Genomic DNA, 22,726 nt, shown 5'->3' on the forward strand with positions numbered 1-22,726 from the left:
CCAGGCGCCGCAGCCCGCAGCCGCCGCGCCCGCGCAATCGCACCAGGGTCCGGTCGAGGTTATGCAGACCCGCGCCCGTCACATCCTGATCAAGACCTCCACCGTCATGAGCGACGAGCAGGCTCGCCAGCGCCTGGAACAGGTGCGCCAGCGCCTGTTGAGCGGCGGCGCCAAATTCGAGGACATGGCGCGTCAGTATTCGCAGGACGCGACGGCGCCGCAGGGCGGCGAACTGGGCTGGCTGAACCCGGGTGAAACCGTGCCGCCGTTCGAGGCCGCCATGAATGCCTTGAAGCCGGGCGAAATCAGCCCGCCGATCCAGTCGCCTTTCGGCTGGCACCTGATCGAAGTGGAAGAGCGCCGCCAGCACGACGCCACGGACGATCTGGCCCGCATGAAGGCCCGCCAGATCCTGTTCGAACGCCGCGCCCAGCCGGCTTTCGAGGATTGGCTGGAGCAGCTGCGCGCCCAGGCGTACATCGACAATCGCCTGGAAAAGCAGCAGAAGATTCAGCAGAACAACCGTTAAACGCATTACAGGCTTTACATGTCTCAGCACCAGGCGCGCAAACGCTTTGGCCAGAACTTCCTGACCGACGAGAGCGTGGTCGAATCCATCGTCCGGGCGGTAGCGCCCGCCCGCGACGATGTCGTGGTCGAGATCGGTCCGGGCTTGTCCGCGCTGACCCGGCCGCTGCTGGAGCGCCTGGATCACCTGACTGCGGTCGAGATCGACCGCGACTTGGCGGCGCGCCTGCGCAAGCAGTTCGACGCCACCCGTCTGACCGTGGTCGAGGCGGATGCCTTGACGGTGGATTTTTCGCAGTTCGGCGGCGGGCTGCGCGTGGTGGGCAATCTGCCCTACAACATCTCCAGCCCGCTGCTGTTCCACCTGATGACCTGGGCGGACCACGTCCGCGACCAGCATTTCATGCTGCAGCGGGAAGTGATCGATCGCATGGTCGCGCAGCCGGGCTCCGGCGACTTCAGCCGCCTGTCCGTGATGCTGCAATCGCGCTACCGCATGCACAAGCTGTTCGACGTGCCGCCGGAAGCTTTCGACCCGCCGCCGAAGGTGGTGTCGGCCATCGTGCGCATGGTGCCCCTGCCGGCGGACCGCCTGCGTCCGGTCAGCGGGCGGGCCTTCGAGACCGTCGTGGCGCGCGCGTTTTCACAGCGCCGCAAGATGCTGCGCCGGGTGCTGGCCGACTGGGCCGCGCAGGTGCCCTGGGAAGCGCTGGACATCGCGCCCACGGCGCGCGCCGAGGATATCTCGGTGGACCGGTACATCCGCCTGGCGGATGCGCTGGTGGCGGCGGGCGTGTTGTCGGCTGATTGAAGCGCCGCATCCCGCAAAAAAAGCCCGCGTCAGCGGGCTTTTTCATTGGGGTTCAGGTTTACAGCATGCGCTTTTGCGCGGCCATCCATAGCTGCATGACGTCGCGCGCGCGGTCGGCCAGCAGTTTTTCGGCATCGGTGAGCGCCTGCTGCAGCGTGATGGGGCCGGGCGCCAGGCTGAATGCGGCGCTGATGCCGCAGGCGTGCAGCGCTTCGTAGCCTTCGCCCAGCGATCCGGCCAGCGCCACCACGGGCACGCCCGCGCGCTGCGCGATCCTGGCCACGCCGGCCGGGGTCTTGCCGCGCAGGGTTTGCGCGTCCATGCGGCCTTCGCCGGTGAACACCAGGGTCGCGCCTTCGACCGCCTGGGCCAGGCCGCCCAGTTCCGCCACGATCTCCACGCCAGGCCGGAATTGGGCGTTGAGGAAGGCCTTGGCGGCGAAGCCCAGGCCGCCCGCCGCGCCGGCGCCGGGCTGGTCGCGGTGGTCGGCGCCCAGATGCTTCGCGCACACGTCGGCGAAGTTCGTCAGCATCTGGTCCAGGGCCAGCACCTGTTCCGGCGTGGCGCCCTTTTGCGGGCCGAACACGTGCGAGGCGCCTTGCGGGCCGCACAGCGGATTGTCCACATCCGAAGCGATGTCGATGCGGATGTCCGCCAGGCGCGGATCCAGGCCGCGGGTGTCAATGCTGGCCAGCTTGCCCAGCGCGCCGCCTCCAGGCGGCAGGCTCTGGCCGCTGGCATCCAGCAGGCGCACGCCCAGGGCCGTCAGCATGCCGGCGCCTGCGTCGTTGGTGGCCGAGCCGCCCAGTCCCAGGATGATGCGCTTGGCGCCCGCGTTCAGCGCGGCCAGCATCAGTTCGCCCACGCCGTGGCTGCTGGCGCGCATCGGATCGCGCTTCGAAGGGGCGATGAGTTCCAGTCCCGCCGCCGCAGCCATTTCGATCACCGCGGTGCCGTCTTCCAGCAGGCCCCACACGGCGTCGACCTTGTAGCCCAGCGCGTCGTTCACCGTCAGCTGCCGTTCCTTGCCGCCGGTCGCGGCGAGCACGGCCTCGACCGTGCCTTCGCCGCCATCGGCCATCGGAATGCACACCGTGTGGGCGCCGGGAACGGCGGCCTTCACGCCGCGCGCAATGGCTGCCGCCGCATCGGGCGCGGACACGCTTTCTTTGAAAGAGTCGGGGGCGATGACGATTTTCACGGGTTCGGCTGGATAGGTTTTGCGGTTGAGGTGATGCCCATGATACCTGCGCGCGCGCGGCCGGCGTACCATAGCGTTTTTGTTGTTTTAGCGAGAGTGGATCGTCATGCCCGTATTGCGCCGCACCAAAATTGTCGCCACCCTGGGACCCTCGACTTCGACGCCCGAACGCATTGAAGCGCTGATCCGCGCGGGCCTGGACGTGGCCCGCCTGAACTTCTCGCACGGCAGCGCGGACGACCACCGCGAGCGCGCCCGCATGGTGCGCGAGATCGCCGCCAAGCAGGGCCGCTTCGTCGCCATCATGGGCGATCTGCAAGGCCCCAAGATCCGCATCGCGCGCTTCAAGGACAAGCTGGTCCAGCTGCAGATCGGACAGCCCTTCACGCTGTCGCGCGTGCATCCCAAGGAAGAGGGCACGGCCAGCATCGTCGGCATCGATTATCCCGAGCTGGTGCAGGATTGCCGCGTCGGCGATGAGCTGCTGCTGGACGACGGCCGCGTGGTGCTGGTGGTGGACAGCGTCGAAGGCGACGAGGTCCACACCACCGTAACCGTGGGCGGCCCGCTGTCGAACAACAAGGGCATCAACCGCCGCGGCGGCGGCTTGTCCGCGCCCAGCCTCACCGACAAGGATCGCGTCGACATCAAGCTCGCCGCGGAAATGAACCTGGAATATGTGGCGGTGTCGTTCCCGCGCTATGGCAGCGACATCGACGAGGCGCGTACGCTGCTGACGGCCGCCGGCAGCCAGGCCTGGATCATCGCCAAGATCGAGCGGGCCGAAGCGGTGGCCGACGACGAGGCACTGGACTCGCTGATCCGCGCCAGCGACGGCGTGATGGTGGCGCGCGGCGACCTGGGCGTGGAAGTGGGCGACGCCGAGCTGGTGGGCATCCAGAAGCGCATCATCCAGCACGCGCGCACCTTGAACAAGGTCGTCATCACCGCCACGCAGATGATGGAGTCGATGATCTCCAGCCCCATGCCCACGCGCGCCGAAGTGTCGGACGTGGCCAACGCGGTGCTGGACTACACCGACGCCGTCATGCTGTCCGCCGAAAGCGCCTCGGGCCAGTATCCGGTGGAAACGGTGCAGGCCATGGCCCGCGTCTGCCTGGGCGCGGAAAAGCACCCCACCTCGACCAAGTCGCATCACCGCCTGGGCGAGACCTTCACACGCTGCGATGAGACCATCGCGCTGGCCGCCATGTACGCGGCCAACCACTTCCCGGGCGTGAAGGCCATCATCTCGCTGACGGAAAGCGGCCACACGCCGCTGATCATGTCGCGCATCCGCTCGGGCGTGCCGATCTACTGCTACAGCCCGCACAGCGCCACGCAGAACCGCGTGGCCATGTTCCGTGGCGTCTACACCATTCCGTTCGCGCCGTCGGAATATGAACCGGCCGACCTCAGCAACGCCGCCATCGACGAATTGCGCAAGCGCAACCTGGTGCAGACCGGCGATTGGGTGATCCTGACCAAGGGCGACTTCTACCGCGACAGCGGCGGCACCAACGGCATGAAGATCCTGCTGGTGGATTGATGCGGCGGGGCGGGGGCGCCGCGCCAGGCTGGCGCTCCCTGCCGCCCGGCCCGGTTCAGCCGAAGAACCAGTAGCACACGCCGATCGCGGCCAGCACGCCGGCCAGGTCGGCGATCAGGGCGCAGCCCACCGCGTGACGCGCCCGCAGAATACCTACCGATCCGAAGTACACCGCCAGCACGTAGAAGGTGGTCTCGGTGCTGCCTTGCACCACCGCCGCCAGCAGCGCGGGGAAACTGTCCACGCCGAAATGCGTCATGGTTTCCAGCATCATGGCGCGCGCCGCGCTGCCCGAGAAGGGCTTGACCAGGGCGGTGGGCAGGGCGTCCACGAAGCGCGTGTCCCAGCCCGCCTGCACGGCCAGCCAGCGGATGCCGTCGAGCAGGAAATCCAGCGCGCCCGATGCGCGCAGCACGCCCACCGCGCACAGCATCGCGACCAGGTAGGGCAGCAGGCTCTTGGCGATGTCGAAGCCTTCCTTGGCGCCTTCGATGAAGGCCTCGTAGACCGGCACCTTCTTCCAGGCGCCCGCGATCAGGAAGGCCAGCAGGATGCCGAACAGGGTCAGGTTGCCCAGCAGCGAGGACAGCGAGGCGATGGCGGCGGCCGACATGCTGGCCAGCAGCGCCATGAATCCGCCCATCAGCAGCGCGGCGCCGCCCAGCCACAGCATGACCACGGGATCGATCAGGCGCAGACGCTGGCAGGCCGCCACGGCCAGGAAGCCCGCCAGGGTCGAGGCGCTGGTGGCCAGCAGGATGGGCAGGAACACCAGCGTCGGATCCGCCGCGCCCTGCTGCGCGCGGAACATGAACAGGGTGACCGGCAGCAGCGTCAGCGACGAGGCGTTCAGCACCAGGAACAGGATCTGTGCGTTGCTGGCGGTTTCCGGCGTGGGGTTCAGCGATTGCAGTTCGCGCATGGCGCGCAGCCCGATGGGCGTGGCCGCGTTGTCCAACCCCAGGCCGTTGGCGGCGAAGTTCAGCGTGATCAGGCCGATGGCCGGATGGTTGCGCGGCACTTCGGGCATCAGGCGCGCGAACAGCGGGCCCAGCACGCGCGCCAGCTTTTCCACCAGGCCCGCGCCTTCGGCGATGCGCAGAAAGCCCAGCCACAGCGTTAGCGTGCCGAACAGCAGCACCATCACTTCCACCGACACGCGGGCCATGTCGAACAGGCTGGCCACCATCAGGCGGAAGACTTCGGGGTCTCCGATGAACAGCCACCGGTACAGCGCGGCGGCTGCCGCGGTAAGGAAAAAGCCCAGCCAGAGTTTGTTCAGCATGCGGAAACTGCCCGGATAGCGATTGTTCGCGCGCCTTTGCGCCGACGCCCATTGTCGCAGAGTCGGCAGGCCGCAGCTTGGCCCGGGGGCGCCAATTCTGGTACTTTGACCTGATACGCCCCGGGGTCTGCTGGTGTCCGCAGGTCCATCGGCCATAACAGTGAGGAACACTCATGGACTTCAATGCCTGGCGCCGCCGCCGCATCTCGGAACCCGCTTACCGCTGGGCGCGCAACGCCTTGCCCGCCATGTCGGCGACGGAGCGCGAAGCCATCGAGGCCGGAGACACCTGGTGGGACGCGGACCTGTTCACCGGCAATCCCAATTGGCGCAAGCTGCTGGACGTGCCGCCCGCCACGCTCACCGCCGAAGAGCAGCGCTTCATCGACGGTCCGCTGGCGCGGCTCTGCGCCATGCTGGACGAATGGGACATCACCTGGAACCGGCGCGACCTGCCGCCGGAAGTCTGGGCCTTCCTGAAGGCCGAACGCTTCTTCGGCATGATCATTCCCCGGCGCTACGGCGGCCTGGGCTTTTCTCCCTACGCGCATTCCGAAGTGGTGCGCCGCATCTCGGCCTATTCGATTACCGCCGGCGTCACCGTGATGGTGCCGAACTCGCTGGGGCCCGGCGAACTGCTGATGCAGTTCGGCACGCCGGCACAGCGCGACTACTGGCTGCCGCGGCTGGCGGACGGCCGCGAGGTGCCGTGCTTCGGCCTGACGAGTCCCGAGGCCGGATCCGACGCCGCGTCCATGGTGGATACGGGCGTGGTTTGCAGGCAGGTGGTGGACGGCCGCGAACTGATAGGCATCCGTCTCAACTGGCACAAGCGCTACATCACGCTGGGGCCGGTGGCGACGGTGCTGGGCCTGGCCTTCAAACTGTCGGACCCCGACGGCATCCTGGGCGGCCCCAAGGACATCGGCATTTCGGTTGCGCTGGTGCCCACCGAAGCGCCCGGCGTGGAGATCGGGCGCCGCCATCTGCCCGCCATGCAGGTGTTCCAGAACGGCCCGAACCGCGGGCGCGACGTGTTCGTGCCGCTGGACGCGCTGATCGGCGGCGCCGAACGCGCCGGCCATGGCTGGCAGATGCTGATGAGCGCGCTGGCGGCGGGGCGGGGCATTTCCCTGCCTTCGCTGTCGGCCGCCGCCGCCGCGATGTGCGCGCACACCACGGGCATGTACGCGCGCGTGCGCGAACAATTCGGCATCCCCGTCGGCAAGTTCGAAGGCGTGCAGGAAGGACTGGCGCGACTGGCGGGCAATGCCTATCTGGTCGAGGCGGCCAGGCGCCTGACCTGCGCCGCGCTGAACCAGGGCGTCAAGCCGGCCGTGGTCTCGGGCATCATGAAGTACCACGCCACCGAGCGCATGCGCGGCTCGGTCAACGACGCGATGGACATCCATGCGGGTCGCGCCGTCATCGACGGCCCCAGCAACTACCTGGGCGCGCTGTACCGCGCCGTGCCCATCGCCATCACGGTCGAGGGCGCCAACATCCTGACGCGCAACCTGATCATCTTCGGGCAGGGCGCGATCCGCGCCCATCCCTACCTGATGCCGGAAATCCTGGCGCTGGGCAATCCCGACGAAGACCGCGGCATGGAAGTCTTCCACGACGTGTTCTGGCGCCATCTGCGCCACACGGGGATCAATGCGCTGCGCGCCACCGGCCGCGCCTGGACGGGCGGCGCGCTGGCGCCCGCGCCCGGGTCCGGCCCCGTGGCCGGACACTACCGGCGGCTGGGCCGCTACGCGTCGGGATTCGCGCTGCTGGCCGACGCCACGCTGGCGCAGCTGGGCGGCGGCCTGAAGCGCCGCGAGATGATTTCCGCGCGGCTGGGAGACGTCCTGTCCGAGCTCTATCTGCTGTCGGCCGTGCTCAAGCGCTGGGAGGACGAGGGCCGCAAGCACGACGACCTGCCGCTGGTGCATTGGTGCATGGAGCAGGGCTATGCCAGCATCGAGAAAAGCATGGACCAGGTGCTGCGCAACCTGCCGGGCCGCGTATTGTCCTGGGGGCTGCGCGCGGCCATCCTGCCGCTGCGCCTGGCCAAGGGGCCGAACGACACGCTGACGCGGGAATGCGCGGAGCTGCTACTCAAGCCCACGCCCACGCACATCCGGCTGGCCGCCGACCTGCACCGCGAGGCCGGCGCCGCCGGCGACGACCCGGTGAGTCTCCTGACCCGCGCCTTCACGCTCGCGGACGCCGTGCAGCCGCTACGAGACCGCCTGCGCCAGTCGGGCGTGCGCGATTGGCGCGAGGCCCATCAGCGCGGCGCCATCACCGACGCCCAGGCGGCGCAACTGGAAGAGGCCGAGGCCCTGGTGTCGAGGGTGTTGCAGGTGGACGATTTCGCGCCGGAGGAATTGTCGCCGCAGGCCGCGAAGGCGGGCGCGGCGGATGCCGGAGGAGCGGTCTAGGGACGCACGGGATTCCGCGGCCGCCCAGGGCCGCGGCAGGTCCCTGGAAACGGGACCGAGGGGGCTTCAGTCGTCCTGGTTCGGGTCCATGCCCGGAAACAGGATTTCCGTGTAGCCGAACTTGGTGAAGTCCTGGATGCGCGACGGATAGAGGCGGCCGATCAGGTGGTCGCACTCGTGCTGCACCACGCGGGCGTGGAAACCCTCGGCCTCGCGCTGGATGAGCTGGCCGTAGGGGTCGCGCCCGCTATAGCGGATGCGGCGGTAGCGCGGCACTACGCCGCGCAGGCCTGGCACCGACAGGCAGCCTTCCCAGCCGTCTTCCATCTCGTCCGACAGCGGCGTGATGACGGGATTGCACAGGATGGTTTGCGGCACGGCCGGCGCGTCGGGATAGCGCTCGTTGCGGTCGAAGCCGAAGATCACCAGCTGCAGATCCACGCCGATCTGCGGCGCGGCCAGGCCGACCCCTTGCGCGGCGGCCATGGTCTCGAACATGTCGTCGATCAGCGCGTGCAGCTCGGGCGTGTCGTAGCGTTCCACGGGCGCCGCCACGCGCAGCAGCCGGGGATCGCCCATTTTCAGGATGGTGTGGATCATGGGATGTGTCTTCCTGCCTGTGGCCGCGCGAGGTTCCGGGCGGCCTGGACTCAGTCCTGGCGGCCCTTCTTCTGGATGAATTCGATCTTGTAGCCGTCCGGGTCCTCGACAAAGGCGATGACCGTCTTGCCGTGCTTCATCGGGCCGGCCTCGCGCGTGACCTTGCCGCCCTTTTCCTTGACCTTGGCACAGGCGTCGTAGGCGTCGTCCACTTCCAGGGCGATGTGGCCGTAGCCGGTGCCCAGGTCGTACTTGTCCGTGTCCCAGTTGTGGGTCAGTTCGATGACGGCGCCTTCGGATTCGTCCTGGTAGCCGACGAAGGCCAGCGTGAACTTGCCGTCGGGATAGTCGTTGCGGCGCAGGACGCGCATGCCGAGCACGTTGGTGTAGAAGTCGATGGACTTGTCTAGGTTGCCGACTCGCAGCATGGTGTGGAGCATACGCATGGGATGGTTTCCTTAAGCGGTGAGGGGAAGCGGGAAGAACCCGCCGTTGCCGGCGGCTTCCCGGGTGATGCCGATGTCGCGCAGCGCGCCGCCCATGGCGTCGACTGCCTGCCGCATCTGGTCTGGCCCGAAGGCGCCGATGCAGCCGACCCGGAACGAAGGTTGTTCGGTGTTGTAGAAGTTGCTGAGCACGTAGCCGCGGCGCTTGAGGGCGTCCACGAACAGCTGCAGGTTCCAGGTCGGCGCGTCCGGAGCCTGGACGTTGACGACGATGGGGCCTTGCAGCGCGGGCGGCAGGCAGGGCGTGAGGCCCAGCTCCCTGACGCCATCATAAAGCGTGCGCATGTTCGCCGTGTAGCGCGCCAGGCGGGCCTCGCGGCCTTCCTGGCGGTGCAGTTCCAGCGCCACGGCCAGCGCGGCCAGCGTGGGCGCGGGCGGCGTGAAGCGCGGGCCGGCGTTGGGCTGCAGGCTTTGCTGGTAGATGTCGGCCAGGTCCAGCGACCAGCTGCCGGCGACGCCGCGCGCCGCTTCCAGGCTGTCGCGCCGGGCCACCACGAAGGCCGCGCCGGGCGCGCCTTCCAGGCATTTGTTGGCGGTCAGCACCACCGCTTCCACGGCGGGCAGGGCGCTCAGGTCCAGCGGCAGCGCGCCGAAGGCGGACACGGCGTCGACGATGACGCGGCGGCCCAGCGCGTGCGCGATGCGCGCGAGTTCGGGCACGTCGTGGCAGATGCCGCTGCCGGTCTCGTTGTAGACCAGCGCCAGATGCGTGAGCGTGGGGTCCTGTTCCAGCGCCGTGGCGACGGCCTGCGGGTCCACCCGTTCCGTCGGCCCCACGGGCAGCGGCACGGCGACCCGCCCGGCTTCGCCGGCCAGCTTCTGCAGGCGGGCGGCGTAGGCGCCGGTGGACGGCGCCAGCAGGCGCCCGCCGGCGGGGATGAAGCTGCGGATCGCGGCTTCCACCGCGAAGTGTCCGCAGCCCGGCAGCGCCAGGGCGGCATGTTCCTCGGGGGATGCCTGCGCCGCGCGCAGCACGCCTTCGCAGACCTGCCGGTAGGTCTGGCGGAAATCGTTGTCCCAGGGCGCGTAGTCCTGCGCCATGGCGGCCTTCACCCGCGCGTCGGTCGTGACCGGGCCCGGAATCAGCAGCAACATTTTCTTGTCTCCAAGACGCCTCAGAATTGAGGCAAGGAAGCGGGGTCGTGACGCCGCAGGATGTTCTTGGCGTCTTCGAAGTCGGGCAGGATCTGCCCCACTTCGCGCCAGAAGTCCTGACTGTGGTTCATTTCGCGCAAATGGGCAAGCTCATGCGCGATGACGTAGTCGATGATGGCCGGCGCGAAATGGATCAGGCGCCAGTTCAGCATGATGTTGCCGTCGCTGGTGCAGGAGCCCCAGCGCGTGGCGGCCGACGACAGGCGCCAGCGCTGGATCTTCAGCCCGCTGATTTGCAGGAAGTGGGCCAGGCGCGCGCCGAACCAGGCGCCGGCGCGCTGCTGCAGCCAGGCTTGGGCCGAGTCGCGGATGCGGCCCTGGTCCGCCGAGGACGGCAGCGCCAGCCACAGGGTGTCGCCGTCCTGCGGAGCGTCGGCGTCGCCGGACAAGTTGGCCTGGCGGCTGTCGCCGCCCACGCCGATGACGATGCGCTTGCCCAGGTAAGGCAGTTCGCCACCGGCCTGCCAGCGCGTGTGCGACATGGCCAGCTGCTGCTTGCGGGCGTGCCATTCGCGCAGCTTGGCCAGGATCCAACGCGCCTTCTCGCGCACGGCGTCGTCGACCTGGGTCAGTGTGACCCAGCTTGGCGCCGTGACGCGCAGGCCGTCGTCGGTGATCACGAAGCCGATGCTGCGGCGGCGCGAGCGCAGCAGCACGAAGCCGATGGGCTGCTGCTCGGTCGACACCTCGCGCCAACGCGCGCCGGGCGGCAGCGGGTCGGGGCAGGGCGTGGGGACGCGCGCCGCCGCGTTGGGCGACAGCGTCAGCAGCGGCTCGCCCGCGGGGGCGGCGGCGGGAGGCAGATCGGGGAAGAGGGGCTTAGGCGCGGCCGGCTTGGGCGGGGCCGCCTTAGGCGCGGCCGGCTTGGGTGGGGCCGCGTCAGGGGCGCCCGCCCTGGGCTGGGCCGCCTGGGGCGGAGTTGTCCGGGGCTGAGCTTGCGGCTCGGACGCGGCGCTCAGCGGCGCGCCCGGGGGCGCGTCGTGCTGCTGTTCGTCGAACAGGAGTTCGAGCTGATCAGTGCTGGCCATACCTTTCTGGATTGAGACGCCGCATTTCCCCTTCGATCCATTCCTGAACCTTCTGGTTCAGTTCGTCGGGGGAGAGTCCCTTGGATTCTATCGCGGGTCCGATGGACACGGTGACCAGGCCCGGATATTTCACGAAGGCGTTGCGCCGCCAGCATTCGCCGGCGTTGTGCGCCACCGGGATGACGACCGCGCCGGTGCGCGATGCCAACAGCGCGCCGCCCATCTTGAAGCGGCCGGCCTTGCCGGGCGGCACGCGGGTGCCTTCCGGGAACAGCAGCGGCCAGCGGCCTTCGTCCAGGCGGGTCTGGCCTTGCTTGACCACCTGCTCGAAGGCGTCGCGGCCTTTCGAGCGGTCGATCGCGATCATGCGCAGCAGCGCCAGGCCCCAGCCGAAGAACGGCACCATGTGCAGTTCCTTCTTGTAGACGAAGCAGACCTCGCGCGGCATGTAGGCCGGGAAGAACAGCGTTTCCCAGGCGGACTGGTGCTTGGACAGCAGCACCGCGGGGCCGTCGGGCAGATTTTCCCAGCCCTTGACCTGCCAGCGGATGCCGCAGAAGAAGCGCGCGCCCCAGATGGCCAGGCGCGGCCAGCCCACGGTCAGCTTGTAGCGCCAGTGCAGCGGCAGCGGCGCCCACAGGACGCAGGCGAACGCGTAGGGGATGACCGTGACGGCCAGGAACAGGAAGTACAGCAGCGAACGTAGCCGGGCCATCGGATCAGTTGTCCTGCAGCAGGGCGTCGACCACGGCCGACAGGTCGTCGCACACGCGGGTGTTGTCCGGCAGGCCGCCCTTGGCCAGGGTCTTCTTGCCGTTGCCGGTCTGCACCAGCCAGGGCGAGCAGCCGACCGAGGACGAAGCCTGCAGGTCGCGCAGCGAATCGCCCACCGCCGGCACGCCGGCCAGGTCGACGTCGTAGCGGTGGCCGATCTGCTCGAACATGCCGGGCTTGGGCTTGCGGCAGGTGCAGTTGTCGTCCGGACCATGCGGGCACATGAAGACGGCGTCGATGCTGCCACCCGCGGCGGCCAGCTCGCGCCGCATCTTGGCGTGGATGGCGGTCAGCGTGTCCATGTCGAACAGGCCGCGCGCCAAACCTGACTGGTTGGTTGCGACCACCACTTTCCAGCCGGCCTGCGTCAGCCGGGCGATGGCCTGCAGGCTGCCGGGCAGGGCGATCCATTCGTCCGGATTCTTGACGAAGGAGTCGCTGTCCTGGTTGATGACGCCGTCGCGGTCTAGGATGATGAGTTTCACTGTGCCAGCCTGGAAATGTCAGCGACCTGGTTCATCAGGCCGTGCAACTGGCCCAGCAGGGCCAGCCGGTTGGCGCGCACGGCCGGGTCTTCGGCCATGACCATGACGTCGGCAAAGAAGGCGTCCACGGGTTCGCGCACCTGGGCCAGGGTGCTCAGGCTGCCGGCGAAGTCGCCCGCGGCCAGTTGCGCCTCGGCCTTCGGGCGCAGCGCGGACACGGCGGCGGCCAAGGCCTTTTCGGCCGGTTCCACCAGCGCCGCGTCGTTCACGGCGCCGATCTCGCCTTCGGCCTTCTTGAGCAGGTTGCCGATGCGCTTGTTGGCGGCGGCCAGGCTGGCGGCTTCCGGCAACTGCGCGAAGGCGGCGGCGGCGCGCACGCGCTCGGCCACCTGGTGCAGCGGCGGCGTCAGCGCGATCACGGCTTCCATGGCGTTGCGGTCGAAGTCGTTGATCAGCTGGTTGCGGTAGCGTTCATAGATGAAGGCGCGGACCTCGGCCAGCGTGTCGGCCGGGATCTTGCCGGCGGGGAAGGTGCCCGCGGCCAGTTCCAGCAGGCCATCCAGGGACAGGGGGCCGGCCTGGCTGATCTTGAGCCAGCCGCCCGCGGCCAGCTGTTCGAACGCGCTGATCAGGCCCAGCGCGGCGCGGCGCAGGCCGAAGGGATCGCGTTCGCCGGTGGGCGCCAGGCCGATGGCCCAGATGCCGACCATGGTTTCCACGCGCTCGGCGATGAACAGGGTGGCGGCGGTCAGCGTGTCGGCGGCGACCGGCGCGTCGTAGCGGTTGCGGTACTGGGTGCGCAGGGCCTGCACCACGCTGTCGGGCTCGCCGTCGCCGGCCGCGTAGTAGGCGCCCATGACGCCTTGCAGCTCAGGGAATTCGCCCACCATGTTGGAGCCCAGGTCGGCCTTGGCCAGCATGGCCGCGCGGTCGGCGGCGGAGACGTCGCCGCCCAGCTGTTCGGCCACGCCGCGGGCGATGGCGCGCACGCGCTCCACGCGTTCCAGCTGGGTGCCCAGCTTGTTGTGGTAGACGATGCTGCCCAGCTGTTCGACGCGGGCCGCCAGCGGGACCTTGCGGTCGGTCTCGAAGAAGAACTGCGCATCGGCCAGGCGCGGACGCACCACGCGCTGATTCCCTTCGACGATGTTCACCGGATTGTCGGTGTGCATGTTGCTGACGATCAGGAAGCGGTGCGTCAGGCGGCCGGTGGCCGGATCGAACAGCGGGAAGTACTTCTGGTTCAGCCGCATGGTCAGGATCAGGCATTCCTGCGGCACTTGCAGGAACTGCTCTTCGAACTGGCCCACGTAGACGGTGGGGTGTTCGACCAGGGCGGTGACTTCGTCCAGCAGCGCAGCCACTTCGGGATCGTCGCCCAGGGTGGCGTTGAGGCGCCCGGCATGGTCCAGCAGCTGGCGCTGGATCTCGTCGCGGCGGCCCTCGAACGAGGCCACCACGCGGCCCTTTTCGGCCAGGGTGGCGGCGTAGGCGTCGGCGTCGGCGAAGGACACCGGGCCCGCGCTCATGAAGCGGTGGCCCAGCGTGTCGCGGCCGGCGGCCAGGCCCAGCGCGGACACCGGCACCACGTCTGCGCCGAACAGCGCGACCAGCCCGTGCGCCGGGCGCACGAACTTGACGGTGGTGACGCCGTCGGCCAGCTGGTAGCGCATGACCTTGGGAATGGGCAGGCCGTTGATGGCGGCGTCGATGCCTTCCTGCAGGCCGGCGGCCAGCTGGGCGCCGGGGGCGGTGCCGCGCGCGACCAGGTAGTCCTGCTTGCCGTCGGATTCGCGTTCCAGCGTGGACAGGTCGATGTTTTCCAGGCCCTTGGCGGCCAGCTTCTTCTGCAGCGCGGGCGTGGCCTGGCCGTCATCGGTCAGGCCGATCTTCACCGGCATCAGCTTTTCGGCGTAGGGCTGGTCGGGCGCCTGCGCCAGCACGGCGGACAGGTGCACGGCCAGGCGGCGCGGCGTGGAATACGCGGTCGCGGCGCAGCCGGCGGCCAGCAGGCCGTGGCGCTCCAGCGTGGCGTGCACGCCTTCGGCAAAGGCCTGGCCCAGCTTCTGCAGGGCCTTGGGCGGAAGTTCTTCGGTCAGCAGTTCGACCAGCAGCGGGCGGATGTTCGTCGTCATTTATGCTGCCTCCCCGGCGGCCTTGTCGCGGCCCAGCATGGGAAAGCCCAGTCGTTCGCGGGAATCGTAATAGGCCTGCGCGACGGCGCGCGACAGGTTGCGGATGCGGCCGATGTAGGCGGCGCGCTCGGTGACGCTGATCGCGCCGCGCGCGTCCAGCATGTTGAACGTGTGCGCGGCCTTCAGCGCGGCCTCGTAGGCGGGCAGCGCCAGCGGCACGTCCATCAGGCGCTTGGCCTCGGCTTCGTAGTCATTGAAGTGCGAGAACAGCATCTCGGCCGACGAATGCTCGAAGTTGTAGGTGGATTGCTCGACCTCGTTCTGGTGGAACACGTCGCGGTAAAGCACGCGGTTGCCGTTGGCGCCTTCGGTCCAGACCAGGTCGTACACGCTTTGCACGTCCTGCAGGTACATGGCCAGGCGTTCCAGGCCGTAGGTGATTTCGCCGGTGGTCGGGGTGCAGTCCAGGCCGCCCACTTGCTGGAAGTAGGTGAACTGGGTGACTTCCATGCCGTTCAGCCAGACCTCCCAGCCCAGGCCCCAGGCGCCGAGCGTGGGGTTTTCCCAGTCGTCCTCGACGAAGCGGATGTCGTGCTGGGTGGGATCGATGCCCAGCGCCTTGAGCGAACCGATGTACAGGTCCAGGATTTCCGGGGGGGCGGGCTTCAGCACCACCTGGTATTGGTAATAGTGCTGCAGGCGGTTGGGGTTTTCGCCGTAGCGGCCGTCCTTGGGGCGGCGCGAGGGCTGCACATAGGCGGCGCGCCAGGGTTCCGGGCCGATCGCGCGCAGGAACGTGGCGGTATGCGAGGTACCGGCGCCGACTTCCATGTCGTAGGGCTGCAGCAGGGCGCAACCCTGCTTGTCCCAGTATTCCTGGAGCGTAAGGATGATTTGCTGAAAGGTGAGCATAGGATTCTTGGAATTCGGCCGCCGGGCAAGGCTTGCCCTGGGCGTGGGAAACCCGGCATTTTAACTGGCCCGGGGCGGCCCGGCTTCCCGAGGGCCGGCGGACGGTTACATCTGGCCCCGCCGGGCGGTTCTCCCCGGGGCGGGCGTGCCGCTGGCGGACACTGTCCCGGGCCTGCCCTGCGCCTGGAAACCAATGATCGTATGATTCCAGGTTGCGCACCAAGTCTTATATAAAACCCGGAACCCGATTCCGAGAATTCCCGGAAGGAGCAGTCCCATGTCAGACCTGATCAAGGTAGAAGTCACCGACGGCATCCAGATCATCACGATCAACCGTCCCGAGGCCAAGAACGCCATCAACCTGGAAACCGCGCAGGCCCTGGCCGCGGCGCTGGACCAGCTGGACAGCCGCGACGATATCCGCATCGGCATCCTGACGGGCGGCGGCGGCACGTTCTCGTCGGGCATGGACCTGAAGGCCTTCGCCAAGTCCGGGCAGCGTCCCTACGTGGAAGGCCGCGGCTTCGCCGGCCTGAACGAGCGTCCGCCCAAGAAGCCGCTGATCGCGGCGGTGGAGGGCTATGCCCTGGCCGGCGGCTGCGAAATGGCGCTGGCTTCCGACCTGATCGTGGCCGCCAGCAACGCCAAGTTCGGCCTGCCGGAAGTCAAGCGAGGCCTGGTGGCCGGCGCCGGCGGCATGCTGCGCCTGCCGCGCCGCCTGCCGTACCACATCGCCATGGAAGTGATCCTGACCGGCGAAATGCTGGCCGCCGAGCGCGCTTACTCCTTCGGGCTGGTCAACCGCATCACCGAGCCGGGCGCCGCCCTGGCCGGCGCGCTGGAACTGGCCCGCGCCATCGTCGAGAACGGCCCGCTGGCGGTGCAGACCGCCAAGAGCATCGTGGCGCAGTCGGGCGACTGGGACCAGGCCAGCATGTTCGATCAGCAGCGCCCGCTGATCGCGCACATCTTTTCGTCCGCCGACGCCAAGGAAGGCGCGACCGCTTTCGCCGAGAAGCGCAAGCCGGTCTGGCAAGGCAAATAAAATAAGCTTCAAGCACCAGCGCGCGGCCGGCATGCCGGCCGCGCTTTCACGTTACCCATCTACACCCGCATATCGCCATGTCAGTCATCATTAAAGAAGAAGACTTCATCCAGTCGATAGCCGATGGCATCCAGTTCATCAGCTACTACCACCCGGTCGACTACATCCGTCACCTGGCCCGCGCCTACGAGCGCGAGGAAAGCCCCGCCGCGCGCGACGCGATGGCCCAGATCCTGACCAACTCGCGCATGTGCGCCGAGGGCAAGCGTCCGCTGTGCCAGGACACCGGCATCGTCAACGTCTTCCTGAAGGTCGGCATGGGCGTGCGTTTCGAGACCAAGCGCACCCTGCAGGAACTCTGTGATGAAGGCGTGCGCCGCGGTTACCTGAACCCGGACAATCCCCTGCGCGCCTCGGTGCTGGACGATCCGCTGTTCGCGCGCAAGAACACGCGCGACAACACGCCCTGTATCCTGCACGTCGAGCTTGTCCCGGGCGACAAGGTCGACGTGCAAGTCGCTTCGAAGGGCGGCGGTTCGGAAAACAAGTCGAAGTTCGCGATGCTGAATCCCAGCGATTCGCTGGTGGACTGGGTGTTGAAGACGGTGCCGACGATGGGCGCCGGCTGGTGCCCGCCGGGCATGCTGGGCATCGGCGTCGGTGGCACGGCCGAGAAGGCCATGCTGATGGCTAAACAGTCGTTGATGGAAGACATCGACATGTACGAGCTGCTGGCCCGTGGCCCGCAGAGCAAGCTGGAAGAGCTGCGCATCGAGCTGTACGAAAAGGTCAACGCGCTGGGTATCGGCGCGCAGGGCCTGGGCGGCCTGACGACGGTGCTGGACGTCAAGATCAGCACGTTCCCGACGCATGCGGCCTCCAAGCCGGTGGCGATGATCCCGAACTGCGCGGCGACGCGCCACGCGCATTTCGAGCTGGACGGCTCGGGCCCGGCGCGCCTGGATCCGCCGTCGCTGTCGGAGTGGCCGGAAGTGCACTGGGCGCCGGACTACAACAAGTCCAAGCAGGTGGACCTGAACACGCTGACCAAGGAAGAAGTGGCCAGCTGGAAGCCGGGCCAGACTTTGTTGCTGTCGGGCAAGATGCTGACGGGCCGCGATGCGGCGCACAAGCGTATCCAGGACATGCTGGCCAAGGGCGAGCCGCTGCCGGTGGATTTCAAGAATCGGGTGATCTATTACGTGGGGCCGGTGGATCCGGTGCGCGACGAAGTGGTCGGCCCGGCGGGTCCCACTACCGCTACGCGCATGGACAAGTTCACGGACATGATGCTGGAGCAGACGGGCCTGATCGCGATGATCGGCAAGTCGGAGCGCGGTCCGGTGGCGATCGAGTCGATCAAGAAGCACAACTCGGCTTATCTGATGGCCGTGGGTGGGGCTGCCTATCTGGTGTCCAAGGCTATCCGTGGCGCCAAGGTGCTGGGTTTTGCGGACCTGGGCATGGAAGCCATCTATGAGTTCGACGTGAAGGACATGCCGGTGACGGTGGCGGTTGACGCTCAGGGCACTTCGGTTCACACGACCGGGCCGAAGGAGTGGCAGGCCAAGATCGGGAAGATTCCTGTTGCTGTGGCTTGATTCTGTTGGTTGGCTTGGCCTGGTTTGATGGGCCTTGAGAAAGACGGCTGCCGGTTTACGGTGGCCGTTTTTTTTTGTGGGTAGGTGGTTGTTTCGTAGGTCGTCGTTTCGTAGGCCGCCCGTCGGCGCGGGGGCCTGGGTGGCGAGCGCCCACGATTGCGGTCCGGAGCCTTCGCTCCGGACTTCCCCTGCCTCATCCTCGTTGCCGCCTGCGGCGGCTGCCTTCGGATTCCGTCGGGCGCATCGAGGTTGCTCGCCACCCAGGCCCCCGCGCCGACGAGCTACGAGAGTCTCGGTCTGTCGCGCTGCTGGAGCCGTGGTCGGGGGAGAGTCTTGGTTTGCCCGTCATTATCGGCCGCCCGGGCGGCCGATAATGACATACGTGATTTATTTGATTGCTGTGGTGGTCGCTTGCGCGCATGCGGTGAGTTGCGCGTGGGGGCTCGTCATCATGTCTTTCGTGACTGGAGTCTGCGCTGTGGGCGTCGCCATGTCAGCTTGTTGCCTTGTCAGTTCGCGTCTTCAATCCCTCGCGAAACACGGCGATCTCTTCCGGCGTCTTCCCCAACACCTCCCGCAACACTTCCTCCGTATGCTCCCCAAGCAGCGGCGGTGCACGGCGGTACGTGACTGGCGAGTCGGACAGCCTTAACGGACTGGCCGTCACCGCCGCGACCCCGCCCGCCGGATGCGGCAGGTCGCGGCGCAGCTGGCGCGCCTGTGACTGCGGATGCGCCTGGGCTTGCGCGATGTCGTTGATGGGGCCGCAGGGCACGCCCACGGCTTCCAGCTTGGCGATCCAGTCGTCGCGCTTGCCCTGGCGCATGATCTCCGTCAGCAGGCCGACCAGCAGTTCGCGGTTGGCGAGGCGCATGCGGTTGGTGGCGAAGCGCGGGTCGTCGCCCAGTTCGGGGGCGCCGATGGCGCGGCAATAGGCGCGGTACTGCGATTCGTTGCCGGTGGCGACGATCAGGTGGCCGTCGCTGGCGGCGAATACCTGGTAGGGCACTACGTTCTGGTGCGCGTTGCCGGCGCGTTGCGGCGCCACGCCGGAGTTGAAGTAGTTGGAGTTCTGGTTGGCCAGCATGGCGACGTGGCTGTCGAGCAGGGCGATGTCCAGGTGCTGGCCCAGGCCGCTGTTGTGGCGTTCCTGCAGGGCCGCCAGGATGGCCACGGTGGCGTACATGCCGGTGACGATGTCGGTCACGGCTACGCCGGCCTTCTGGGGGCCGCCGCCGGGCAGGTCGTCGCGTTCGCCGGTGATGCTCATCAGGCCGCCCATGCCCTGGATCATGAAGTCGTAGCCGGGCCGCTGCGCGTAGGGGCCGTCCTGGCCGAAGCCGGTGATCGAGCAGTAGATCAGGCGCGGATTGATCTGCTTGAGGCTGTCGTAGTCCAGGCCGTATTTGGCCAGGCCGCCCACCTTGAAGTTTTCGATCAGGATGTCGCTGACGGCCGCCAGTTCGCGGATCAGGGCGGCGCCTGCCGCCGTGGCCATGTCGGCTTCGACCGAGCGCTTGTTGCGGTTGGCGCTGAGGTAGTAGGCGGATTCCTCGGTGTCGCGGCCGTCGCCGTCCTTGAGGAACGGCGGGCCCCAGGCGCGCGTGTCGTCGCCGACGCCGGGGCGTTCGATCTTGATGACGTCGGCGCCCAGGTCGGCGAGGTTCTGGGTGCACCAGGGGCCGGCCAGGATGCGCGACAGGTCCAGCACGCGGATGCCGTTGAGTGCGGGCGGGCGCGTCATGGCCGCAGCTCCGCGGTGCCGTGGCTCAGCACCACCACGTTGCGTTCCTGCGCGCGGGCCTGGAAGCGGAGTTGGCCGCCGGGCATGCGCCAGATGTCGCATTGCAAGGTTTCGCCGGGATAGACCGGGGCGGAGAAGCGCGTGTTCAGGCTGGCCAGGCGCGAGGCGTTGTAGTCGCAGCAGCTTTTGACGATGGCGTGCGCCACGACGCCGTAGGAGCATAGGCCGTGCAGGATGGGCCTGGGGTAGCCGGCCTGGCGCGCCACCTCGGGGTCGGCATGCAGCGGATTGCGGTCCGCGTTCAGGCGGTACAGCAGCGCGGCATCGGGCGGAATGCGGAGTTCGCAGCGCAGGTCCGGTTCGCCTGCGGGCGCGGCGGGCAGGGGCTCGGGGCCGCTGTCGCCCTGGCCGAAGCCGCCGTCGCCGCGGCAGAAGGTGCTTTGCTGCAAGGTGGCGAGGCGGGCGCCGGTCCCGTCGTGCAGGGCGCGTTCGGTGATGACGATGGCGCCCTTGTCCGCGCCCTTGTCGATGACGTGCGTATTGCGGCTTTTGCCGATGACGACGCCGGATGCCGGCAAGGGCGCGTGCATGGTCAGGCGCTGTTCGCCGTGGACCACGCGCACCCAGTCTATGCCGGCGCGCGCGTCGCGCACCCAGAAGCCGGGGTAGCCCAGTACCACGCTCATGGTGGGGAAGGCCTGCAGGTCCTTTTCATACACGTAGCGCAGCTGGCCGGCATCTTCGGGATCCTGTCCCAGGCCTATGCCCAGCGCGTACAGCATGGTGTCTTTTTCGTCGTAGCGCTGGCGCACGTCGTCGAAGCGCCAGTTCTTCACGGTTGCGTAGTCCAGGGGCATGGCGGCCTCAGATGGGGTCCCAGTCGATCACGTCGGGCGAGCGCTCCAGCGCGTAGAAGTGCTTGCGCATGGCGGGCACCGCGATGTCGGCGATGCGCTCGGGCGTCCAGCCTTCGCCGTGGTGTACGGTGCGCAGCGGCCGCGGCTGGCTCATCAGCATGATCTCGTTGGCGCGCACCGCGAAGATCTGCGCCGTGACCGCGCTGGCGGCGTCGCTGGCAAGGTAGACGGCCATGGGCGCGACCTTGCCCGCTTCCATCTTCTTCAGCTTTTCGACGCGGGCCTTTTCCTCGTCCGTTTCCGCGGGAATGGAGCTGGTCATGCGGCTCCAGGCGAACGGCGCGATGCAGTTGGAGCGCACGTTGTAGCGCGCCATGTCCAGCGCGATGGACTTCGACAGGGCCACGATGCCCAGCTTGGCCGCGGCATAGTTGGCCTGGCCAAAATTTCCGATCAGTCCGGACGTGGAGGTCATGTGCACGAACGCGCCGGACTCCTGTTCGCGGAAGTAGGGCGCCGCCGCGCGGCTCATGAAGAAGGAGCCGTTCAGGTGCACGCCCAGCACCTGGCTCCATTCCTCTTCGCTCATCTTGTGGAAAACCCGGTCGCGCAGATTGCCGGCGTTGTTGACCACGGCGTCGATGCGGCCGTAGGCGTCGATGGCCGTCTGCACGCAGCGGCTGGCGCTGTCGTAGGCGGCCACGCTATCGGTGTTGGCCACTGCCTGGCCGCCGGCCGCGACGATCTCCTTGACGACGGCTTGCGCGGGGCCTTCCGCGCCGCCTTCGCCGGTGAGCGACACGCCGATGTCATTCACGACCACCTTGGCGCCGGCCTGCGCCATGGCCAGTGCGATGCTGCGGCCGATGCCGCCGCCCGCGCCCGTAACGATCACCACTTTTCCGGAAACCATGCCGCTCATCGTTGCGGACTCCTGTGCTGCGGCGCGCGCGCCTGGTGGAAAACAGTTCCGCATCAAACGCTCTGGTTCGAGGGGATGCACCATGGTAGATTCGATAAGGCATGCGAAGAATTCAAAATTAGAAATGCCCCCCTTCTGCGTGGTGGAACATGAGACACGACTTGACCGACCTGCGTTTGTTCTTGAACGTGGGGGAAACACTCAATCTGACCCGGGCCGCTGAACGCACCTTCCTGTCCTTGCCGGCAGCGAGCGCGCGGGTGAAGAACATGGAAGAGGCCTTCAAGGCCCGCCTGCTGGTGCGCATGGCCACGGGCGTGGCGCTGACGCCCGCGGGCGAGGTGCTGCTCAAGCATGCGAACGCCGTCTTCCGCCAGCTGGAATGCCTGAACGCGGACCTGCAGCCCTATGCCAGCGGCCTGAAGGGCCGCTTGCGCCTGCTGGCCAACACCACCGCGACCAACTCTTTCCTGGCCGACGCGCTGTCCACGTTTCTTGCGGAAAACCCGGACGTGGACGTGGAGCTCGAAGAAAAAATATCCGGCGATATCGTGATCGCGATACGCGCAGGCGCGGGCGATCTGGGGCTGGTGGCGGGCAATATCGACGTGTCGGGCCTGGACGTCACGCCGCTGTTCCGCGACGAGCTCACCGTGGTGACCTCGCTCGACCATCCCCTGGCCGCATCCGAGTCCGCGCACTTTGCCGATCTGCTGGATGCCTATCAGTTTGTCGGCATCCATCCCGACAGCGCCATCCAGACCTTTCTGGAAGACATCGCCAGCGGCCTGGGCAAGCGCATCTGCCAGCGCGTGCACGTGGGCAGTTTCGAAGCCGTATGCCGCATGGTCGAGGCCGGGGCGGGCATCGCGGTGGTGCCGCGCGCTTGCGCCGCACGCTACAGCCGTCCGGATTCGCTGCACGTGCTCAAGCTGGAAGACCCCTGGGCGCTGCGCGACCGCCTGCTGTGCCGCCAGCGCGGACGCGATCTGCCCAGTTTCGCGGAATGCTTCATCGAACACGTGCAGCGCGCGGCGCGCGGCCTGTAGCACAAGCCCCATAGCAAGCTCTTTAGCGAACCCAGTAGCGAGCCCCGAAGAGGGGCTTTTGCAAATATGTAGCGGCGGTTCCGCGAGTTCGGAAAATAATAAATAAG

General features: G+C 67.9%; 20 protein-coding genes. 7 read left to right on the top strand and 13 right to left on the bottom strand.

What is annotated here, in order from left to right:
• Nucleotides 1–529 (top strand): peptidylprolyl isomerase (locus tag HWY37_RS33780; protein ID WP_175211595.1); only part of this gene is annotated, 529 nt, incomplete at its 5' end.
• 18 nt (nucleotides 530–547) lie between these two features.
• Nucleotides 548–1,339: a 16S rRNA (adenine(1518)-N(6)/adenine(1519)-N(6))-dimethyltransferase RsmA gene (gene rsmA / locus HWY37_RS33785; protein ID WP_176090859.1), complete on the top strand. Its 792-nt coding sequence runs from the start codon at nucleotides 548–550 to the stop codon at nucleotides 1,337–1,339.
• Nucleotides 1,340–1,397: 58 nt separating this feature from the next.
• Here rsmA and HWY37_RS33790 read toward each other — a convergent pair whose 3' ends face one another.
• Nucleotides 1,398–2,540 (bottom strand): glycerate kinase, encoded by a 1,143-nt coding sequence (locus HWY37_RS33790; protein ID WP_175211591.1) that lies wholly within the window; start codon nucleotides 2,538–2,540, stop codon nucleotides 1,398–1,400.
• A 106-nt stretch (nucleotides 2,541–2,646) separates the two neighbouring features.
• Here HWY37_RS33790 and pyk point away from each other — a divergent pair, with 106 nt between their 5' ends.
• The gene (pyk, locus tag HWY37_RS33795; RefSeq protein WP_175211589.1) at nucleotides 2,647–4,089 is read left to right on the top strand and encodes a pyruvate kinase; all 1,443 of its coding nucleotides are present in this window, start codon (nucleotides 2,647–2,649) and stop codon (nucleotides 4,087–4,089) included.
• A gap of 55 nt (nucleotides 4,090–4,144) precedes the next feature.
• Here pyk and HWY37_RS33800 read toward each other — a convergent pair whose 3' ends face one another.
• Nucleotides 4,145–5,374: a nucleoside recognition domain-containing protein gene (locus HWY37_RS33800; protein WP_176090860.1), complete on the bottom strand. Its 1,230-nt coding sequence runs from the start codon at nucleotides 5,372–5,374 to the stop codon at nucleotides 4,145–4,147.
• A gap of 173 nt (nucleotides 5,375–5,547) precedes the next feature.
• On the opposite strand from HWY37_RS33800, the gene HWY37_RS33805 reads away from it, so the two are divergent.
• Nucleotides 5,548–7,806: an acyl-CoA dehydrogenase gene (locus HWY37_RS33805; protein ID WP_175211585.1), complete on the top strand. Its 2,259-nt coding sequence runs from the start codon at nucleotides 5,548–5,550 to the stop codon at nucleotides 7,804–7,806.
• Between the two features lie 66 nt (nucleotides 7,807–7,872).
• On the opposite strand, the gene def is transcribed toward HWY37_RS33805, so the two are convergent.
• Genes def through glyQ form a run of 8 tightly spaced genes read right to left on the bottom strand, consistent with a single transcriptional unit; the run spans nucleotide 7,873 to nucleotide 15,401 of the window.
• The gene (def, locus tag HWY37_RS33810) at nucleotides 7,873–8,406 is read right to left on the bottom strand and encodes a peptide deformylase (protein ID WP_176090861.1); all 534 of its coding nucleotides are present in this window, start codon (nucleotides 8,404–8,406) and stop codon (nucleotides 7,873–7,875) included.
• Nucleotides 8,407–8,456: 50 nt separating this feature from the next.
• On the bottom strand, nucleotides 8,457–8,852 hold the full coding sequence (gene gloA, locus HWY37_RS33815; protein WP_175211581.1) for a lactoylglutathione lyase: 396 nt from the start codon (nucleotides 8,850–8,852) through the stop codon (nucleotides 8,457–8,459).
• 12 nt (nucleotides 8,853–8,864) lie between these two features.
• Entirely contained in the window at nucleotides 8,865–10,007 is a 1,143-nt protein-coding gene (locus HWY37_RS33820; RefSeq protein ID WP_176090862.1) for a 2-aminoethylphosphonate--pyruvate transaminase, read from the bottom strand.
• Between the two features lie 20 nt (nucleotides 10,008–10,027).
• Nucleotides 10,028–11,095 carry a M48 family metallopeptidase gene (locus HWY37_RS33825; protein WP_176090863.1) on the bottom strand — a complete coding sequence of 356 codons (1,068 nt, stop codon included), beginning with the start codon at nucleotides 11,093–11,095 and terminating at the stop codon, nucleotides 10,028–10,030.
• Nucleotides 11,082–11,810 (bottom strand): lysophospholipid acyltransferase family protein, encoded by a 729-nt coding sequence (locus HWY37_RS33830; protein ID WP_175210448.1) that lies wholly within the window; start codon nucleotides 11,808–11,810, stop codon nucleotides 11,082–11,084. Before HWY37_RS33830 ends, HWY37_RS33825 begins: the two co-directional genes overlap by 14 nt.
• 4 nt (nucleotides 11,811–11,814) lie before the next feature.
• Complete coding sequence (gene gmhB / locus HWY37_RS33835; protein WP_175210449.1) at nucleotides 11,815–12,354, bottom strand: D-glycero-beta-D-manno-heptose 1,7-bisphosphate 7-phosphatase; 540 nt, start codon at nucleotides 12,352–12,354, stop codon at nucleotides 11,815–11,817.
• Complete coding sequence (glyS, locus tag HWY37_RS33840) at nucleotides 12,351–14,489, bottom strand: glycine--tRNA ligase subunit beta (protein ID WP_176090864.1); 2,139 nt, start codon at nucleotides 14,487–14,489, stop codon at nucleotides 12,351–12,353. Before glyS ends, gmhB begins: the two co-directional genes overlap by 4 nt.
• Nucleotides 14,490–15,401 (bottom strand): glycine--tRNA ligase subunit alpha, encoded by a 912-nt coding sequence (gene glyQ, locus HWY37_RS33845; protein ID WP_025136700.1) that lies wholly within the window; start codon nucleotides 15,399–15,401, stop codon nucleotides 14,490–14,492.
• Nucleotides 15,402–15,678: 277 nt separating this feature from the next.
• Here glyQ and HWY37_RS33850 point away from each other — a divergent pair, with 277 nt between their 5' ends.
• Both HWY37_RS33850 and HWY37_RS33855 read left to right on the top strand, forming a co-directional pair.
• On the top strand, nucleotides 15,679–16,446 hold the full coding sequence (locus HWY37_RS33850) for a crotonase/enoyl-CoA hydratase family protein (RefSeq protein ID WP_175210451.1): 768 nt from the start codon (nucleotides 15,679–15,681) through the stop codon (nucleotides 16,444–16,446).
• Between the two features lie 77 nt (nucleotides 16,447–16,523).
• Nucleotides 16,524–18,047, top strand: a complete 1,524-nt coding sequence (locus HWY37_RS33855) for a fumarate hydratase (protein WP_013391620.1) — start codon at nucleotides 16,524–16,526, stop codon at nucleotides 18,045–18,047.
• A gap of 493 nt (nucleotides 18,048–18,540) precedes the next feature.
• On the opposite strand, the gene HWY37_RS33860 is transcribed toward HWY37_RS33855, so the two are convergent.
• From HWY37_RS33860 to HWY37_RS33870, 3 genes are read right to left on the bottom strand one after another with little or no spacing between them, the layout of a single operon-like run.
• A complete protein-coding gene (locus tag HWY37_RS33860) occupies nucleotides 18,541–19,791 on the bottom strand; it encodes a CaiB/BaiF CoA transferase family protein (protein WP_176090865.1) in 1,251 nt (416 codons plus the stop codon).
• Entirely contained in the window at nucleotides 19,788–20,648 is an 861-nt protein-coding gene (locus HWY37_RS33865) for a MaoC/PaaZ C-terminal domain-containing protein (protein WP_176090866.1), read from the bottom strand. Before HWY37_RS33865 ends, HWY37_RS33860 begins: the two co-directional genes overlap by 4 nt.
• 7 nt (nucleotides 20,649–20,655) lie before the next feature.
• A complete protein-coding gene (locus HWY37_RS33870; RefSeq protein ID WP_175210454.1) occupies nucleotides 20,656–21,570 on the bottom strand; it encodes an SDR family NAD(P)-dependent oxidoreductase in 915 nt (304 codons plus the stop codon).
• A 149-nt stretch (nucleotides 21,571–21,719) separates the two neighbouring features.
• On the opposite strand from HWY37_RS33870, the gene HWY37_RS33875 reads away from it, so the two are divergent.
• Complete coding sequence (locus tag HWY37_RS33875; RefSeq protein WP_175210457.1) at nucleotides 21,720–22,619, top strand: LysR family transcriptional regulator; 900 nt, start codon at nucleotides 21,720–21,722, stop codon at nucleotides 22,617–22,619.
• Nucleotides 22,620–22,726 lie beyond the last annotated feature (107 nt).

It is taken from the genome of Achromobacter anxifer, from assembly GCF_903652925.1.
GTDB lineage: Bacteria > Pseudomonadota > Gammaproteobacteria > Burkholderiales > Burkholderiaceae_B > Achromobacter > Achromobacter anxifer.

Excerpts from the sequence above, each read along its gene's own strand:
- glyQ (WP_025136700.1), bottom strand. The coding sequence starts at position 15,401 with ATGCTCACCTTTCAGCAAATCATCCTTACGCTCCAGGAATACTGGGAC.
- HWY37_RS33875 (WP_175210457.1), top strand. The coding sequence starts at position 21,720 with ATGAGACACGACTTGACCGACCTGCGTTTGTTCTTGAACGTGGGGGAA.
- def (WP_176090861.1), bottom strand. The coding sequence starts at position 8,406 with ATGATCCACACCATCCTGAAAATGGGCGATCCCCGGCTGCTGCGCGTG.
- glyS (WP_176090864.1), bottom strand. The coding sequence starts at position 14,489 with ATGACGACGAACATCCGCCCGCTGCTGGTCGAACTGCTGACCGAAGAA.
- HWY37_RS33850 (WP_175210451.1), top strand. The coding sequence starts at position 15,679 with ATGTCAGACCTGATCAAGGTAGAAGTCACCGACGGCATCCAGATCATC.
- HWY37_RS33870 (WP_175210454.1), bottom strand. The coding sequence starts at position 21,570 with ATGAGCGGCATGGTTTCCGGAAAAGTGGTGATCGTTACGGGCGCGGGC.
- HWY37_RS33860 (WP_176090865.1), bottom strand. The coding sequence starts at position 19,791 with ATGACGCGCCCGCCCGCACTCAACGGCATCCGCGTGCTGGACCTGTCG.
- HWY37_RS33830 (WP_175210448.1), bottom strand. The coding sequence starts at position 11,810 with ATGGCCCGGCTACGTTCGCTGCTGTACTTCCTGTTCCTGGCCGTCACG.
- HWY37_RS33800 (WP_176090860.1), bottom strand. The coding sequence starts at position 5,374 with ATGCTGAACAAACTCTGGCTGGGCTTTTTCCTTACCGCGGCAGCCGCC.
- HWY37_RS33825 (WP_176090863.1), bottom strand. The coding sequence starts at position 11,095 with ATGGCCAGCACTGATCAGCTCGAACTCCTGTTCGACGAACAGCAGCAC.
- HWY37_RS33855 (WP_013391620.1), top strand. The coding sequence starts at position 16,524 with ATGTCAGTCATCATTAAAGAAGAAGACTTCATCCAGTCGATAGCCGAT.
- HWY37_RS33805 (WP_175211585.1), top strand. The coding sequence starts at position 5,548 with ATGGACTTCAATGCCTGGCGCCGCCGCCGCATCTCGGAACCCGCTTAC.
- rsmA (WP_176090859.1), top strand. The coding sequence starts at position 548 with ATGTCTCAGCACCAGGCGCGCAAACGCTTTGGCCAGAACTTCCTGACC.
- gloA (WP_175211581.1), bottom strand. The coding sequence starts at position 8,852 with ATGCGTATGCTCCACACCATGCTGCGAGTCGGCAACCTAGACAAGTCC.
- HWY37_RS33865 (WP_176090866.1), bottom strand. The coding sequence starts at position 20,648 with ATGCCCCTGGACTACGCAACCGTGAAGAACTGGCGCTTCGACGACGTG.
- pyk (WP_175211589.1), top strand. The coding sequence starts at position 2,647 with ATGCCCGTATTGCGCCGCACCAAAATTGTCGCCACCCTGGGACCCTCG.
- HWY37_RS33820 (WP_176090862.1), bottom strand. The coding sequence starts at position 10,007 with ATGTTGCTGCTGATTCCGGGCCCGGTCACGACCGACGCGCGGGTGAAG.